The organism is Odoribacter sp. Z80 (genome assembly GCF_009935865.1).
Lineage (GTDB): Bacteria > Bacteroidota > Bacteroidia > Bacteroidales > Marinifilaceae > Odoribacter.
On the sequence record NZ_QWEL01000001.1, the window covers coordinates 211,000 to 226,716 of the forward strand.

The following is a 15,717-nucleotide window of genomic DNA, read 5'->3' on the forward strand; positions in this document are numbered from 1 at the left end:
TTTTAATTTTTTTAACTTATTATTGTATATAGTCAATCCATATTTATGCGGGAAGAATTTTTACAATATATTTGGGTAAATTCCTTGTTCAAAAGTAAAGATTTCACTACGGTTTCCGGCCGGAAAGTGGAAATTTTGCACCCCGGGCAATTGAATCGGGATGCCGGACCGGATTTTTTTAATGCCCGGCTTCGGATGGATGGAGTGGTGTGGGTGGGGAATGTGGAAGTGCATTTACGGAACAGTGATTGGGTGAGGCATCATCATCAGTCTGATGCGGCATATAATAATGTGATATTGTCGGTGGTACGGGAGGCGGATGCTGAGATTTATAATAGTGAGGGACGTTTGGTGGAGACTGTGATTCTGGATTATGCGGATTGCCTGTACGAAGAGTATAAGTATATGCTGGGAGTGGACTCAACGCCTGGTTGCCGTAGGAATTTATCAGAAGTAGATAAGGGTTTGCTGGATATGTATCTGGAGAGGTTGGCTGTCGAAAGACTGGAACGGAAGTGCTCGGAGTTACAGCAATTGCTGAAACAAACCCGGCAGGATTGGGACGAATGTTTTTATCGGTTGTTGTGTAAATATTGGACCGGGAATGTAAATGCAGAGCCGTTTTATCAATTGGCTTTACGCCTTCCTTATCGTTTATTGCTGCGGTATTCTGACAGGCAGCTTGCTTTGGAAGCTTTATTGCTGGGCTGTGCCGGTTTCCTGGAGGGTGCCGAATCGGATGCTTATGGTGGTTTACTGAAAAAAGAATTCCGGTATCTGCAATATAAACACGGATTGCAGGTGATGAACCCCGCTCAATGGAAGCTGATGCGTATTCGTCCCAATGCTTTTCCGGTTATTCGTTTGGCTTTGTTGGCTGCTTTTATCCGGAGACATGAGAATTTGTTGTCCGGAGTATTGGAAGCTGAGACTTCGGAAGAGGTGGCGAAATGGCTGGATGTGACGACTTCCGAATATTGGAGAACACATTCTCAATTGGGAAGACCGACCGGAGAGTGTGTCCGCAGGTTAGGCATTCAAATGAAAAAGACTTTATTGATTAATGCCATTGTGCCGGGTGTCTTTTGGTTTGGCAAGGAACAGGGGGGAGAAAAATATATGGTAAAAGCCATGAAATGGCTGGAGGGATGTAAGCCTGAAAATAACTACATTGTCCGCGGATGGGAAAAATCAGGTGTGAAAGCAGTATCGGCCATGCAGACCCAGGCATTGATTGAGTTGACCCACAGGTATTGTGAGTGCCATCGCTGTTTAGAATGCCGAATCGGGAGGGAAATCTTTTCAGCACATGTCAATCGCTTCTTGCCGTAGTATTTCCGGCAGGTTTATTTCCCTTTTTTCTAAACTGATTAACCAGTCGGGTATTTCTTGCGGGCGCAATGTGTAAAGAATATCACGGAATTCTTCGATTTGGGTATCGGAATAGGCATTGGCCGGAATCTGGTGGTAGCGGTCCAGTTCTTCATCTTCAAAGTAATCAATTTTGCTGTTGGCCTTTTTTAATCCTTTCTCACATACGGCATGTGCTCCGCAGCATTCTGCTGGCGGAGCTACGATTTCTTCTGTTTCCCGGTTTTTGTGTTTACTGAAAAAAGTAAATAGGGCAACTATAACCAGCAGCCCTATTATTCCCAATATGAGGTAAATCATACTGCAATTATTTGCTCAGTTCTTTTTTTAACAGGTTAACCTGATTGCTCAGTTTTTTTATTTCCGCATCGGCTTCTGCTTTTGTTTTCCGAATCCAGCCTAATTTTTTATTTAGTTCTTCGTTTTGTGTTTTCAGTTTTTCCAGCTCTGCTATTTTTCCTTGTGCTGTGGAGTTTACCGTTTGGAGTTCGCTTTTCAGTTTTTGATTTTCAAATTCCAGATCTGTCTGTACTTTATTCAGCTCCTGCCTGATTTTATCCCGTTCTGCGGTTATTCGCTGCAAATTGGTTTCCAGCGATGCTATTTGTTCACTGGAAGACCGGGTGGTGGTTTTAATCTGGTCGGCAACATTGCTGAGTTCGGATTTTAATTCCACTTGTTTGCTTTCCAATGAACGAAGTTTGGTATATAATTCGTCTATTGTTTTATCTTTTATTGCATTATTTTCTGTCAGTTTATAACGGATTGTATTGAAGTCGTCCTTTGCTGCCTGCAAATCGTTTGTCAATCGGCTTTTTTCACGTTTCAGTTCCAATACGTGGCGGTCTGCCTCCCGTTTTGCTCTGGCTAATTCTTCATATTTTTTCTTGGAAACACATGAACCCAATAAGGACGAAATGACAATGAATCCTCCGACATACAATACTGTTTTTCTCATATACTCTGGTTCTAATTATTTTTAGACACTTTTGGTTTTAAGCATTATAATTGCTTACTTTGGGGCAAATATATAAAATTAAATAGAAACTCAACGTATAACTACCTTGAATTACTTAAAAGTATTGATAACTATGAAGAGAAGATTGTTTTTCCTGATGATGGTGATTGTTTCCTGTTGTGTATCGGCAACGGCCCAGGATGGGAGAGTTACAGTGAAGGGTACGGTGATAGACAGCCATACGGGGGGACCGGTTGCTTTTGCCAATCTGGGATTGTTGGGAACGGTGGCCGGGACTGCTTCGGATATTGACGGGATATTTGAATTAACTGTTCCGGATAAATATTCCACGCATGTTATCCGGGTTACAGCCGTGGGGTATGCCAATATGGAATTCAAGGTATATGAAGGAGCCGGTAAGCCTGATTTAAAAATCCGACTGAAGCCGGTTACGTATGGGATGGGGGAAGTGGATGTTTACGGGCAGTTGTTGGTTTATAAAAAAATGTTGCGGAATGTAGTATCTTCCATTTCAAAGAATTACATTTCAAAGCCCTATAATTATCAGGGGTATTTTAAATATACCACCCAACGCGGAGATGAAGAAAAGGTCAAGGAAGCTATTGTCACCGTGTATGATGCGGAAGGTTACCACCGGGACAATGTTGCTGCTGCGTTTAAAGCCCTGCATTATAATTTCAGTGAAGTGCGCAGAAGTCAGGAGCCTGCTTCCGTATGGGACGGGTTGACTTATTTCGATGATGTTCTTACTGCTGATATTGTGCGGAATACCCGGAATGTATTGGATATTGTCAATGCCCGGGACTATAAGCTGAAGAGCAAGGGTAAACTCCTTTATGAGGGCGATTCTGTACAGGTCATTGGCTATGAAGGGTTGAAACCTTCTATTTCTACTGCCGGAGATCCTTCCGTACAAAGTTATCATGGAGAAATATACATTAATCTGAAAGATATGGCTGTGCTTAAAAATGTAGCTTATCTTACTTCGCGGGATTTTAATGCCCTGGGCCGGAATCTGGTTACGGTGGAGGAACAGCCCAAGAAGGATGTAAAAATGACGATTACAACGACTTACAAGAAACTGAATTCAGTGTATTTCCTGAGTGGGGTGAATATCGAGTATGCTTATGAGGAAGCGGGTATTCCTGTGAAAGGGGAAGCGCAGTTTATTACAACCCGTCTGAATGTAAACACACCAACTCCGATAGAGGGAAGGACTTATTATGAAGACAGGAAGACAAATGAGGATTTTTGGAAAAATTATTCGGTGTATTTTGAAGAATAAAAAAAAACTCCCGGGTTGCCCGGGAGTTTTTTTGCCGTTTATTTTTTGAATATATCTTCTTTTTCCTGAGGTTTCTTTTCAATGTGCCATTGGAAATCTTTTAGAAATTGTTCTTCTGTTTGTACCATAAACAAGGGGTTTAACTGACCTTCCACTTTGGTAATGAAAACAATATCTTTTACTTTCTTTTGTTCCAGAAAGATTTTGATGGTGGAACTGACAGTCTTGTCTAATCCGATAATTACTCCTTTGTCATCCGGGTAATAGAGGGCTTCTCCGCTGCCATCTACAAATACAAGTTGAAGTTCGTTATGTTGGACGTGACCTGTCATATTCCTGCCTTTGATTTGGTTAAACATGACAGAATCCAGCTGGTTTATAATCATTGCTTTATTATTCAGATGAAACAGGTCCACCTGGTTGTTCCGGAGGTGCATATCAATGTCCGTGGCAGTCAATTGGTTGCCACTGGCCCATACAATAGGCGACCGGTAGAGAAAAACGGTGGAATCTGCTGTAGGGAAGACCATGGAATCACATACCCCCTGTAAATCGGTACTGTAAAATTTGGTGTTATAGTAGGCCTTCATGATATTATGTCCCAGGGTGTCTTTATTGACGGACAGAGTATCTCCGTGGATAAAGAGGGAATCTGATTCATTAACCAGAATCAGCAGTGCTCTTTCGGTGATAAAGGCATAATCGTTATTTTTTAAAATTTCCCCGTAATTTCCCTCGATAATTACATTGTTCAAGGTATCGTAAAGATGGATATTTTGGTGTAAAGAGGCTGTACTGGAGAGACTGTCAACAACGATGGTATCTGCTGAGCCCCAATAAGTGTCGTAAGTCAGTTTATTGTTTTTATAAAGTTCCGCATGAGCTGTTAAAGAGTTATACCAGCCGTTTTCCGAGTATAGGGTGCGGTTGTCTCCGTAAATATAGGTCGGCCCCAATATAGTGATCAGTTTGGTTTCTGTCTGGTATTTGAGTGTATCGGAATACATCGTATATTGAGGAGTGTAGACCTTGACGCTGTCCTTGAAAAACATCTCGTTGGATGCGACGTAATAATAGCCGATGTTGCTGATTAAGGTGTTGATGGTGTCTTTGATGGTACCACCGTCAAAATAATAACCGATACGCCGGGCAGCATCATAATCCAGAAAATTTGTAGTCAGGGTAATTTGCGGATCTTTCATGATGACATTGTTTCTGACTTTAGCCAGTTCCGTATCACCGTTATAAGTCATAAAGTCGCCCCACAAGTTCAGTGTATCGTTTTGAATCACATGAACATTGCCGAAGGCTTCCACATAATTACTGTCCTGATATTGATGGAGGCTGTCACAAAACATCAGCATATTTTTATGTTGCAGCTCTACCTGGCCAATCAGACGGTTCAGGTGGTGCTTGGTATCTATAACGGTGCTGTCGGAATTCAGAATATAGATAACCGCTTTGTCTTGTGCCTTGCCGGACAGATAGCATCCAATCACGAGACAAATGAAAATTAATAGTGTTTTGCTACACATTCTGCTGATTCTTTATTTTATAAATTCCCGGATGAGATTTTCTACCTGCAGGTGCTCAGCTTCTGCTTTATAATTTCTGAAAATACGGTGGCGAAGTATGGCTTCTGCCACGTTTTTTACATCTTCCAGATCGGGGGAATATTTCCCTTGCAAAGCAGCCCGGGTTTTAGCACCGGCAACCAGGAATTGGGAGGCCCGCGGACCTGCTCCCCAGTTCAGATATTGGTCAGCCATAGGGTGGGAACCGGGGCGTCCCGGCCGGGTTTTAGCAACCAGTTTTACGGCATATTCCGTAATGGGTTTGGGAACAGGCATCTGCCGGATAACTGCCTGATATTTCAGGATTTCTTCACCACTGATAATTCGGTTCAGTTTTCCGGATTCCTGTCCGGTGGTATTTTCCACAATGGCTATTTCTTCTGCTTCTGTCGGATAGTCCAGGATTACGCTGAACATGAAACGGTCCAGCTGGGCTTCTGGCAGGGGATAGGTACCTTCCTGTTCTATCGGGTTTTGTGTGGCCAGTACGAAGAATGGCTGTGCCAATGGGCGGGTGGCTCCGGCCGCTGTTACTTCCCGTTCTTGCATCGCTTCCAGCAGGGCACTTTGCGTTTTCGGGGGAGTACGGTTAATTTCGTCTGCTAAAATGATATTGGCGAAAAGTGGTCCTTTGACAAAACGGAATTCTCTGTTCTGGTCCAGAATCTCCGTACCTATGATGTCCGAAGGCATCAGGTCGGGAGTAAACTGGATGCGTTTGTAGTCCAACTCCAACGTTTCAGAGATAGCTGTAACCATTAAAGTTTTAGCCAAGCCGGGAACTCCGATGAGCAGGCAATGGCCGTTGCTGAATATGGAAATCAGGATTTTATCGATGACTTCTTCCTGGCCGACAATTTTACGGGATATTTCTTTTTTTAAATCTTCATATTTCAGTTTTAGCTGATCGATCAGTTTGGCTTGCTCTTCCATGATATTCAATTAAGTAACAGGCGTTTGCTTTATTTAATCCATCCGTCATAACGGAATTTTCCGTTTTTATATTCTTCGTCGATATGGACGTAAGTAGTGGCTTGTTTTTCTTTTATCCATTTTTCCAGTTTGTCCATTTGTTTCTCATTTTGCAGCATGAGTTCAAAATTCAGCCAGTCATCGTCCAGGTTAGCCTTATGCTGAGGATAAAATGCCTTTACTTTGATAATTTTATATTCTTCTCTTCCTTCTGAATAGCTGACAAAAGGTTCTGAGATTTCTCCTGGTTTAAGGTGATTTACTACTCTGCCCATTTCTGCCGGAATCTCTGTCCTGGCAATTTTGGCTTCCGCAGTCTGGGGTGCTGCATAGAGTCCGCCGTTATTCCGGGTTTTCTTGTCTGTTGAGAAATAAAATGCAGCCTCTTCAAAAGTCATTTTACCGTCCTGGATGTATTGGCGGATGGTATCAAGACGGTGCATTGCTTCTTCTTTCTCGGTTGGCGACACTTTGGGTTGTAATAAAATGTGGCGGACATTTACTTTTTCACCTTGGCGGTCAATCAACTGGATAATGTGAAAACCGTATTCTGATTCAACGATTTTGGATATTTTCCCCGGTTTGAGGCTAAATGCTGCTTCCGCAAAAGCGGGATCTAACGATTTTCGCGTCATATATCCCAGTTCACCTCCGCGGGTGGCGGAACCGTCTTCTGAATACAAAACAGCTATGGTGTTAAAAGTTTTTTCTCCTTTTTGTATCTGGTCCCGGTATTCCCGTAGCTGTTCCCGTATACGTTCTTTTTCCGCATCGCTGATGTTGGGACGTAAGACAATCTGTTGTAACTCGTATCTGTCGGGCATATCCGGCAGACTATCTTTGGGTAGTTTTTTGAAATAAGCTCGTACTTCAGAAGGGGTGACCCGGATTTTTTCCACTATTTTTTGTTGCATTTGCTCTGTGATCAAGCGCTCCCGTATTTGTCCGCGCATTTCGTCCTTAATTTCCTGAAGCGGTTTGCCGAAGAAACTTTCCAGGCGTTCCTGGGAGCCGGCGTTACTGATGAAGTACTCGATTTGGTTGCTTACTGCATTTTCTACTTCTTCTTCTGTCACAGATATACTGTCTACCTGGGCTTGTGCCAGTAACAGTTTTTGGATAAGTTGCTGCTCCAGTAATTCAGTCCTGTAATTGGCCGAAGAAGAAATCAATCCTCGTCCCTGTTCCTGTAAAAAAGCATTTTCAATATCTGATTTTAAGATGATTTCTTCTCCAACGATAGCCACTACTTTGTCAATGACATTTTTCTGAGAGAAGAGTACGCAGAAATGAAATGAGAAGACAAGTAAAAATAAATACTTTTTCATATAATTGATTTTACAAAATTGAAGGCTCTTTTTGAGCCCTCTAAGCTACTATTTTTATTTAAAATAGAGAAGTCCGGTCTGTAGTTTAGTAAATTTTTACATAATTCTTCCTAAGTCCTTCCTGGTTTATTTGTTTTTCCAGTTCATTCTCAAAAGAGAGCTTCTTTTTATATTTCAGGATTAATGTAATTTCATTTCGGACGTAATCCAAAGGCGCGATTGTCTGTTCTCTTTTGATTTCATTGATTTTCAGAAAATAGTAATTTTTATCATCTTCTTTTTCAATGTTTTTCAATGTCAGGATTTCTTTTGCCAGAGTGTTGAAATCCCCTGGAATTAAGTTCAGCAGGTATTTCACTTCCATCCACCGATTCTGGAAATTATCGTATTTATGGGCATGGGTCAGACAGTAGTCTTCAAGATTTTCCTGGTCTTCCGCTTTATCAGACTTATTCCATTTTCTCACCTGGGTCAGGTTAGATACTGTTTTAGGCAGAATAAAAAACACTGCTTTTACGATAGGAGTGGCCAAGATAAAGTTATTTTCGTTTTTATGGTAGTATGCTTCAATTTCTTTGTCGTCAATATCTCCTACTAAGCGTTGGGCAATCAGCTTTTGTTTATAATGGTGAATTAGTAAAGTAGTCCGGTATTCATCCACTTGTTTTTGTATATCTATTTCTTCTCCGGAAAGGTTTTCAATGGCTTTGTGAAGCAGGAGTTTTTGGGTTACCCAGTTCCGGATATAGTTTTGGGCCATGATGATACTGTCCTCCGAAGGAGTGTCGGGAGGGATAAAATTTGCAACCTCCGACTTATAAAGGTTTGTTTCAAAAACCCGGGCAGCCGGTTGATTGGCCGGTTGTGACGGATGGCAGGCATATAGTAAAACAGAAAAAAGGAGTAGGGATATGATTTTCATTTTACACTTTATTTTTACACCTGGGCGAAAGTAGTAAATTATTTTCAATTTCATTGTATCTTTGTTTTATGGTTTCAGAAGGGAACCGTTGGAATGTTGAGAATCGGAAAATGGAATGAGCATGGAAGAAATCCGGCAAATCTTAAAGCAATATTGGGGATACGAGCAGTTCCGCAGCCTGCAGGAAGACATTATTCTGTCGGTACTGTCCGGAAAAGATACCCTTGCCCTGATGCCTACCGGAGGAGGAAAATCAATAACCTATCAGGTGCCGGGAATTCTGCTGGAAGGAGTTTGTCTTGTGATTACTCCGTTGATAGCCTTAATGAAGGACCAGGTGGAAGGCCTGCAAAAGAGAATGATTGCTGCTGAAGCGATTTATACGGGTATGTCTTCTGAGCGGGTGGAGTCGGCGATAAACAAAGCCATCGGAGGGAAAGTCAAATTCCTGTATATCTCGCCGGAGCGGTTGGCTTCCGAATCGTTTCGCTGCCGTTTAAAACAAATGCCTCTTTCATTATTAGCAGTGGATGAAGCTCATTGTATATCCCAGTGGGGATATGATTTCCGGCCTTCTTACCTGAGAATTGCTGAAATTCGTTCCTGGTTTCCCCGGATGGTAGTACTGGCATTGACGGCTACGGCCACCCCGCGGGTTGCCGACGATATACAGCGTCATCTGAAGTTTACAGAGTTTCATGTACTTTCAAAAAGTTTTCGTCGGGAAAATATTTCATATGTGGTGCGTAAGGCAAATGATAAATTGGGTGAATTACTTCATATTCTTTCCAAATTGCAGGCCAGTGCCATCGTCTATGTCCGTAAGCGGGCAAGTACTGAAGAGTTGGCCCGCTTTCTTATGGAGAAAGGGATTCCTGCTGACTTTTATCACGCTGGTCTGAATGCTTTGCAACGGGAAAAGAAGCAGGAAGACTGGAAAAATAATGTTTTTCCGGTGATGGTTGCTACGAATGCTTTCGGTATGGGAATAGACAAGCCGGATGTGCGTATTGTGGTCCATTTTGATATTCCGGATAGTCCGGAGGCTTATTTCCAGGAAGCGGGTAGAGCCGGTAGGGATGGGGGCCGGGCTTATGCAGTATTGTTATATAATGAGGCTTCCCTGACGGCTTTTAGGAAAAGGATAACTCAGGGATTTCCGGAGAAATCCTATATCCGGAAAGTTTATCAGGCCGCCGGCGATTTTTTGGGGGTGGAGGAAGGCGGTGGCAATGGCTATGCTTTTGAATTTGATCCTGAAGTATTTGCCAGGACTTTTAAATTAGACTACGGTCAGGTAGTGTCTGCTCTTAAAATCCTTCAGGTGGCAGGCTATCTGGAATTGACCACTGACGTCAGGACCCGGTCGCGTATTAGTTTTCTCGTTATTCGTGACCAGCTTTATAAAATAGAGTTGAATGATTCCTTTTTGGAACATTTGATGGAGTTTATTCTGCGTACTTTTTCGGGGGTTTTTGTGCAGTATGTCTATGTGGATGAACAATTGTTGGCTGAGCGTTTAGGAGTCACACGCCAGGAAGTATATCATGGTTTGCTGACTTTGGCTAAAAGAAAGATTATCGGTTATATCCCGGGCAACGACCGTCCTTATTTAGTCTACCATCAACCGCGGGTTCCGTCTTCTTACCTGCATCTTGACCGGAATGCTTATGAAGACCGGAAACATGTTTTTGCTTCTAAAATTGAGAAGATGGCGGAATATATAGAAAAAGAGGAGGGGTGCCGCCAGCTTTATCTGATGGAATATTTCGGACAAAAAGAAAAACAAGTTTGCGGAATATGCGATTATTGTCTTGGACGGAAAAAAATTTCCCGGAAAGAGAAAGATAAAACGGATATGGCCATTCTTGCGGTTTTACAGGAACAGGACCGGGAGGTAAAAGAGGTTGTCTATCGGGTAGAGGGCCAACGGGAAATGGTGATTGAACGCATCCGGCATCTGCTGGAAGAAGGAAAGATATTCTATAAATCTCCTACTGTGCTTGCTTTGAAGCGGTGATTAAACACCGGTTTTATTGCCGAACAGGGAAATATGCAACCGGTCGCAGTATCTCCATCCGTTCCGGATACAATGTGTCAGTACCTCGCGTGTATTTATTCGTATTAATTCGGGGGTTGCACCTAAAGGCATCAGCAAAACATCTTCCGGTTTCCATCCTTGGAGTCGGGAGAGCAACTGCCGGATTTCTTCTGCATCTTTCTTGCAGGAATAGACAAATTTCAATTGAAAATCTTTCCCGCAGGAGGAGGCAAACCGGATAAAATTCTGAATGGTGGTGACGGAAAAGAGCGGTTTGCCGGAACAGGAGGAATGGGAGGCGGATAATTTCGGCGACAAACTGAATAAATCAATGTACCGGGCAACCTTTTCATCAAACAGGGTGCCGTTGGTTTCCAGGGTAATGTGGTATTTACGTTCTTTTTTCAACTTTTCGCATAGCTGTTCCAGTTCCTGGGCCTGTAACAGTGGCTCTCCTCCGGTAATGACAAGATGCCTGATGGAGTCTGTATTCTGAAGGACGAGGGAACAAATGTCATTAACAGATTTGGTTTGTACATTCTGCAACTCATAAGCGGCGTAGGACGTGTCGCAAGGCACCTGCACGTTGTTTGGTAATGTCCAGCAACAATGCAGGTTACAACCTGCCAGACGGATAAACAGGGAAGGTACACCACACAATTTACCTTCTCCTTGTATAGTTCCGGGGATGTCCAGCCCGGAAGCCGGAGAAATGGGGAGGGGATGTCCGTGTTGGTCTTTCGTAATGGGAAAAATTCCGTCTTTAGCGATTTTCATAAGAAAAAGTTTTGAGCTTGTCCCACCACTCCTGGTTTATCCAGCCTGCTGTTATATCCGGAGAAAACAACAGGTCATCCATGCGAAAGTTCACCCACGAAAGGTCCTCCCGGAATGCTTCCGCGTAGCCTGTGGCTGTTTCGTGTACCCTCACCGAGTAGAGCCGGATATTGCCTTCTCCGTTCAGACGTTCTGTATGCCGGAATATCTGGTCTATTATATAGAAAAACAGCAGGGCATATCCTTCGGCAGAAGGAGATACAGGGATTTCTACAACTCTTTTATTATAACGGTAAATAAAGTCTTTAAATTCCTGGTTTTCCCGGTTCCACAGGGAATAAGAATGGTCAAAACTTTCGATGAATTCTTTCACTTGTTTTAACCGGCAGAAGTCCATGACCATATAGCCGTTGTCCAATCGGTCGGAGGTAATGAACACTTCAACGATATAAGAATGCCCGTGTATGTTTTCCCGGCACCGTTGAGAGGTACAATTGCGGACAATGTGGGCACCTTCAAACTTGAATTGTTTACGGATAATCATGACTTGGTTGTATGAACGGTTAACGGGTCGTTTACACCTGCCTCGGCAAATGCTTTTGCCCGGAGCAGGCAACTGTCGCAGGTTCCGCAGGGGGAATCACCGCCTCTGTAACAAGTCCAGGTGAGACTGAAATCTACTCCCAGTTTCAGGCCCAGTTTTACTTCTTCTGCTTTGGTCATGTGCATAAAGGGAGCATGGATGGTAATGTGGTGCTTTTTTTCGGCTCCTGTCACTGTGCCAAGGTTAATGGCCTGTTCCATTGCCCGGATAAATTCTTCCCGGCAGTCTACGTAGCCTGAATAATCCACTTCGCTCACTCCGATGTAGATGTCCGTGATGTCCAATGCATCCGCCCAGGATGCAGCAACAGAGAGAAAGACCATGTTTCTTGCCGGAACGTAGGTCGTCGGGATGTCCTGGCGGTCCACTTTTCCGTTTTCCACTTCCATTTCCGGATCGGTCAGCGCGCATCCCTGCCATTGGTTTAGCAAGAGGGTTACTACCTTGTGTTCTTTAACTTGGGCTGCCCGGGCTATGGCCTGTGCGCTTTGTAATTCTTTGTCGTGTTTCTGTCCGTATTGGAAAGTGAGTGCATAAATTTCATCGAATCCCTCACTTTTGGCTAGATATAAGGCAGTGGTAGAATCCAGACCACCCGATAATAATACAATAGCTTTTTTCATTGTTTTTGTTCCACATGAATTTCTTCTTCGTCGGTGTAGTTTAACCGAATGTCTTTCTCCCGGTTAAAAGGAATGTCAAAGGTATTATTTGAAATCATAATGTTGGCTACTTTTTCAAATAAAAAAGGGTATTTGTTCCAATGGAAAGCCGGGAAATCCTGATTGTGCAGGACGGTATTGTTGCGGAAGACAAGTCCTTGTACCGATTTGGCGTAAAGCAGGGGACGGTCAAATGTTTCAAACCGGTTTCCTTCAATCACAATACCGGCTTTCCCGTCCTGACCATGGAAAAACTTCTTTTGCCGGACCAGGTCGGGGATTTCCGGATAGATGGAAATGACCGCATTGGTAAACTGGAACATATTGGTCAGAGCGTTGATAAAGGTATTATTTTTAATCAATATATCCCGGCAGGCTCCTGTTTCGTACCATCCGTTGCAATCTCCACATAATAAAATGGCGGTTCCGGAGGTATGGTCGAAAAGATTATGGGTGACCACTGTTTTCCGGGGAGTACTGAAAAGGGCTCCTCTGGCCCGGTTGTTGCGTATGATATTATGAGTAAACTGTACTTCTGGTGTCCAGGTCAGGTTCTCGATGCCGAAATTTCCTTCCGGCTGGATTGTTGCATCTATGGGGTTGGTGAAGCGAATCCGGAACAGTTTTGTCCCCTTGTCGGTGGGAGCATCTGCCGGAACAATAGAGGCGATGGTATTCCTGGCGTCCAGAATTTCCATGGTTTTGGACCGGATAAACTGTACGGAGTCTCCCGGGTCTCCCCATTTAAATCCCCAGCTCTGGGAATGCATATAGGCAGCCGTCAATGTATGGTCATCCACCCGTTCCGTTACTTTCAGGTAAGTACCATGAATGTTAATGGCGTCATCCATCATGCCTTCATACAGTCCGTTGGTGGAGATTATCTTTCCCTTGCAACCGGAAAAATGGGTGGCATCGGCCTGGGTGGTAAAGTAACGGGGATCGTTTTTCCCTTTCAGGCAAATTCCGAAATGCTCTAAGGTGATGTTATGGCAAAGCTGGGCAAGCAATCCCATACCTTCAGCATAATGTATTTTTATATTTTTCAGTTCGGTGTTATCGGATTGGTGAGCAAATATTCCGGGTGTTGGGCGGTGCCACGTTCTGCCTGCAATAACTGTTCCGGGGACCAGCTTGGGCTGTTTCCATCCCGAAGCGATGATGGTGCGGGGGGCAATTTCCTCCACTTGTTTTAAATAAACCCCCTGGTCGCTGGTGTTATAGATGATGTGGCGCGTTATTCCGTCAAAAGCTATACAACCCTGGGGAGTGTGTTCCCAACCTTCACCACGGGCGCTGAAAACCCCGTCCGTGATTTTATAGTCCACCCACGGGGCAATTTCTAAGGTAATCCGGTTTTGGGCCGTATCGTTGGCGACTACTTTCATTTGGGTGATGTGCGGATTTTCAAAGTCGACTGAAAAATTTCGGAGGGTACAGTTTTCACAATTGACAATACTGATAGGCAGCATCCTTCCATGGAAGATAAACTCCGAACCTTTTCCGTCCAGGATAACATTTTTCAGTCCCTCCAGAGGGATTCCCACTTGCTTGGGGTTATTTTGGTCATGGTTGGAAATATAATATTCCCTTTCCAAGGCAGCTGTCGGGTAGAAATGGTAAGTCCCTTCCGGAAATTGTAATACAACAGGGGAGTTGCTGTGGTGTTCCCGTACGATCTTTTGGATGGCACTTGACAGTAGTAGTGCAGAATTTTCACGGCTGTCCGGTTTTAAACCGTATTTCCCCAAATCGTAATTTTTTGCTTGTGATGGAAAAATAGTTGCTATGAGCAAAGCAAAAAGAAGAATAAAGCTATATTTCATTGTTTGTATTTTAGAAGCAGCAAATTTAGGATTTAAAATGAGAATGGGAACAAATAATTTAGTAATTTGGCCTCCCTAAATGAATTGTATGAAAGAGCATAGCTATCTGAGTCATCACTATCTGTATTTTTCCCGTTGGACGAGGAAAGGCTATTCGATATTTGCCGGGCTGGGACGGGAAGTGCGTATTGCCCGTCTGACTGTTGGCATGTACCGGAAGGTGCTTTTAAAATCCGCTTCCCATGGGGTGGTTATCAATACGGATAAGATTTCTGAAGCAGAAATGCAAATCAGACAAAACGATCTATTCCAGAAGATGGCTGTGAACTTAAAGGGAGAGGTGTGTCCGGACAAAATGTTGTGTATATGATATAGGCAGAGGGATATATGGTGGTATATATCCCTCTTTTATTTGAAATGATATGATTGAGACGATTAAAGAAAAAGTTCTGAATGGGGATGCCGTTTCCCGCGAAGAGGCCTTCCTTCTGGCAAAGGAAAGGGATAAGCAGGCTTTATTTCATGCTGCCGGTGAAATCAGGGACAGACGGGCAGGGCGGCATTTCGATACTTGCTCCATTATTAATGCCCGTTCGGGCAGGTGTTCTGAAAATTGCAAATGGTGTGCCCAGTCGGCTGTTTTCAGTACACATATAGATGAATATGAGTTGGTGGATGAGGAGACTTGTTTGCGGATGGCACAATTAAATGATGAGTACGGAGTGGATAAATTTTCGTTTGTTACGAGCGGAAGGGCTCTATCCGACCGGAATATCGGTCGTTTGTGCGAATTTGCAGTAAAAATAGGGGCCAAGTCAGGTTTGCATTTGTGTGCGTCGATGGGCTTGTTGAGGAAAAACCAGCTACAAAAGCTGAAAGAAGCAGGAATTACACGTTATCATTGCAACCTGGAAACATCTGCACGTTATTTCCCTTTTTTGTGTACTACCCATACTTATGCGGAAAAGATAGAAACCATCCGGGCGGCTCAGGAAATAGGTATGGAAGTCTGTTCCGGTGGTATTATCGGTATGGGGGAGAGTATGGACGACCGGATAGAACTGGCTTTGACTCTCCGGGAACTGGGAATCCGTTCCATTCCTTTAAATATTTTGAATCCCATTCCCGGCACTCCTTTGGAGGGAGCAAGGCGGTTACCGGATGAAGAGATATTGACGACCATTGCCTTGTTTCGTTTTGTGCATCCGGAAGCTTATATTCGTTTTGCCGGCGGGCGCATGTTGATTGCCCATATAGAAACGGAGGCTATTCAGGCCGGTATCAACGCTGCTATTGTGGGTGATTTACTGACAACGGTAGGGTCTAAAGTAAAAGAAGATATGAGAAAGGTTAAAGAATTAGGTTTCAGTATTTAA

At 43.6% G+C, this 15,717-nt stretch carries 15 protein-coding genes; 5 read left to right on the forward strand and 10 right to left on the reverse strand.

Translation table 11 applies throughout. From position 1 onward, the window contains the following. Window positions 1-45: 45 nt before the first annotated feature. A complete protein-coding gene (locus D1136_RS00865) occupies window positions 46-1,332 on the forward strand; it encodes a DUF2851 family protein (RefSeq protein ID WP_161875728.1) in 1,287 nt (428 codons plus the stop codon). Here D1136_RS00865 and D1136_RS00870 read toward each other — a convergent pair. Further along, on the reverse strand, window positions 1,303-1,671 hold the full coding sequence (locus D1136_RS00870) for a hypothetical protein (RefSeq protein WP_161875729.1): 369 nt from the start codon (window positions 1,669-1,671) through the stop codon (window positions 1,303-1,305). The two genes, D1136_RS00865 and D1136_RS00870, sit on opposite strands and share 30 nt — an antisense overlap. 7 nt (window positions 1,672-1,678) lie before the next feature. Beyond that, window positions 1,679-2,329, reverse strand: coding sequence for a hypothetical protein (locus tag D1136_RS00875; protein WP_161875730.1), 651 nt, complete (start codon window positions 2,327-2,329; stop codon window positions 1,679-1,681). 133 nt (window positions 2,330-2,462) lie between these two features. Between D1136_RS00875 and D1136_RS00880 the strand changes: the two genes are divergently transcribed. After that, window positions 2,463-3,635, forward strand: a complete 1,173-nt coding sequence (locus tag D1136_RS00880; RefSeq protein WP_161875731.1) for a carboxypeptidase-like regulatory domain-containing protein — start codon at window positions 2,463-2,465, stop codon at window positions 3,633-3,635. Window positions 3,636-3,673: 38 nt separating this feature from the next. Here the strand turns inward: D1136_RS00880 and D1136_RS00885 are convergent, their stop codons facing one another. The 4 genes from D1136_RS00885 to D1136_RS00900 form a co-directional block, all read right to left on the reverse strand. After that, window positions 3,674-5,134 carry an OstA-like protein gene (locus D1136_RS00885; protein ID WP_370461300.1) on the reverse strand — a complete coding sequence of 487 codons (1,461 nt, stop codon included), beginning with the start codon at window positions 5,132-5,134 and terminating at the stop codon, window positions 3,674-3,676. Window positions 5,135-5,182: 48 nt separating this feature from the next. Continuing rightward, on the reverse strand, window positions 5,183-6,142 hold the full coding sequence (locus D1136_RS00890) for a MoxR family ATPase (protein WP_161875733.1): 960 nt from the start codon (window positions 6,140-6,142) through the stop codon (window positions 5,183-5,185). A gap of 29 nt (window positions 6,143-6,171) precedes the next feature. Next, entirely contained in the window at window positions 6,172-7,509 is a 1,338-nt protein-coding gene (locus D1136_RS00895; RefSeq protein ID WP_161875734.1) for a peptidylprolyl isomerase, read from the reverse strand. Between the two features lie 85 nt (window positions 7,510-7,594). Beyond that, a complete protein-coding gene (locus tag D1136_RS00900; protein WP_161875735.1) occupies window positions 7,595-8,431 on the reverse strand; it encodes a peptidylprolyl isomerase in 837 nt (278 codons plus the stop codon). A gap of 121 nt (window positions 8,432-8,552) precedes the next feature. Here D1136_RS00900 and D1136_RS00905 point away from each other — a divergent pair, with 121 nt between their 5' ends. Next, a complete protein-coding gene (locus tag D1136_RS00905) occupies window positions 8,553-10,451 on the forward strand; it encodes an ATP-dependent DNA helicase RecQ (RefSeq protein ID WP_161875911.1) in 1,899 nt (632 codons plus the stop codon). Here D1136_RS00905 and D1136_RS00910 read toward each other — a convergent pair whose 3' ends face one another. The 4 genes from D1136_RS00910 to D1136_RS00925 are packed head-to-tail and all read right to left on the reverse strand — an operon-like array spanning window position 10,452 to window position 14,341. Next, complete coding sequence (locus D1136_RS00910) at window positions 10,452-11,249, reverse strand: 7-carboxy-7-deazaguanine synthase QueE (protein ID WP_161875736.1); 798 nt, start codon at window positions 11,247-11,249, stop codon at window positions 10,452-10,454. It lies immediately after the preceding gene. Then, window positions 11,236-11,793 carry a 6-pyruvoyl tetrahydropterin synthase family protein gene (locus tag D1136_RS00915; RefSeq protein ID WP_161875737.1) on the reverse strand — a complete coding sequence of 186 codons (558 nt, stop codon included), beginning with the start codon at window positions 11,791-11,793 and terminating at the stop codon, window positions 11,236-11,238. Before D1136_RS00915 ends, D1136_RS00910 begins: the two co-directional genes overlap by 14 nt. Then, on the reverse strand, window positions 11,790-12,476 hold the full coding sequence (gene queC, locus D1136_RS00920) for a 7-cyano-7-deazaguanine synthase QueC (RefSeq protein ID WP_161875738.1): 687 nt from the start codon (window positions 12,474-12,476) through the stop codon (window positions 11,790-11,792). Before queC ends, D1136_RS00915 begins: the two co-directional genes overlap by 4 nt. Then, entirely contained in the window at window positions 12,473-14,341 is a 1,869-nt protein-coding gene (locus tag D1136_RS00925) for an alpha-1,3-galactosidase B (RefSeq protein WP_161875739.1), read from the reverse strand. The genes queC and D1136_RS00925 overlap by 4 nt, the downstream gene beginning before the upstream one ends. Window positions 14,342-14,429: 88 nt before the next feature. On the opposite strand from D1136_RS00925, the gene D1136_RS00930 reads away from it, so the two are divergent. Both D1136_RS00930 and bioB read left to right on the forward strand, forming a co-directional pair. Next, window positions 14,430-14,711, forward strand: coding sequence for a hypothetical protein (locus D1136_RS00930; protein WP_161875740.1), 282 nt, complete (start codon window positions 14,430-14,432; stop codon window positions 14,709-14,711). A 52-nt stretch (window positions 14,712-14,763) separates the two neighbouring features. Then, on the forward strand, window positions 14,764-15,717 hold the full coding sequence (bioB, locus tag D1136_RS00935; protein ID WP_161875741.1) for a biotin synthase BioB: 954 nt from the start codon (window positions 14,764-14,766) through the stop codon (window positions 15,715-15,717).

Coding starts and splice junctions, on each gene's coding strand:
- bioB (WP_161875741.1), top strand. CDS start 14,764: ATGATTGAGACGATTAAAGAAAAAGTTCTGAATGGGGATGCCGTTTCC.
- queC (WP_161875738.1), bottom strand. CDS start 12,476: ATGAAAAAAGCTATTGTATTATTATCGGGTGGTCTGGATTCTACCACT.
- D1136_RS00890 (WP_161875733.1), bottom strand. CDS start 6,142: ATGGAAGAGCAAGCCAAACTGATCGATCAGCTAAAACTGAAATATGAA.
- D1136_RS00925 (WP_161875739.1), bottom strand. CDS start 14,341: ATGAAATATAGCTTTATTCTTCTTTTTGCTTTGCTCATAGCAACTATT.
- D1136_RS00865 (WP_161875728.1), top strand. CDS start 46: ATGCGGGAAGAATTTTTACAATATATTTGGGTAAATTCCTTGTTCAAA.
- D1136_RS00915 (WP_161875737.1), bottom strand. CDS start 11,793: ATGATTATCCGTAAACAATTCAAGTTTGAAGGTGCCCACATTGTCCGC.
- D1136_RS00895 (WP_161875734.1), bottom strand. CDS start 7,509: ATGAAAAAGTATTTATTTTTACTTGTCTTCTCATTTCATTTCTGCGTA.
- D1136_RS00875 (WP_161875730.1), bottom strand. CDS start 2,329: ATGAGAAAAACAGTATTGTATGTCGGAGGATTCATTGTCATTTCGTCC.
- D1136_RS00870 (WP_161875729.1), bottom strand. CDS start 1,671: ATGATTTACCTCATATTGGGAATAATAGGGCTGCTGGTTATAGTTGCC.
- D1136_RS00905 (WP_161875911.1), top strand. CDS start 8,553: ATGGAAGAAATCCGGCAAATCTTAAAGCAATATTGGGGATACGAGCAG.
- D1136_RS00930 (WP_161875740.1), top strand. CDS start 14,430: ATGAAAGAGCATAGCTATCTGAGTCATCACTATCTGTATTTTTCCCGT.
- D1136_RS00900 (WP_161875735.1), bottom strand. CDS start 8,431: ATGAAAATCATATCCCTACTCCTTTTTTCTGTTTTACTATATGCCTGC.
- D1136_RS00880 (WP_161875731.1), top strand. CDS start 2,463: ATGAAGAGAAGATTGTTTTTCCTGATGATGGTGATTGTTTCCTGTTGT.
- D1136_RS00910 (WP_161875736.1), bottom strand. CDS start 11,249: ATGAAAATCGCTAAAGACGGAATTTTTCCCATTACGAAAGACCAACAC.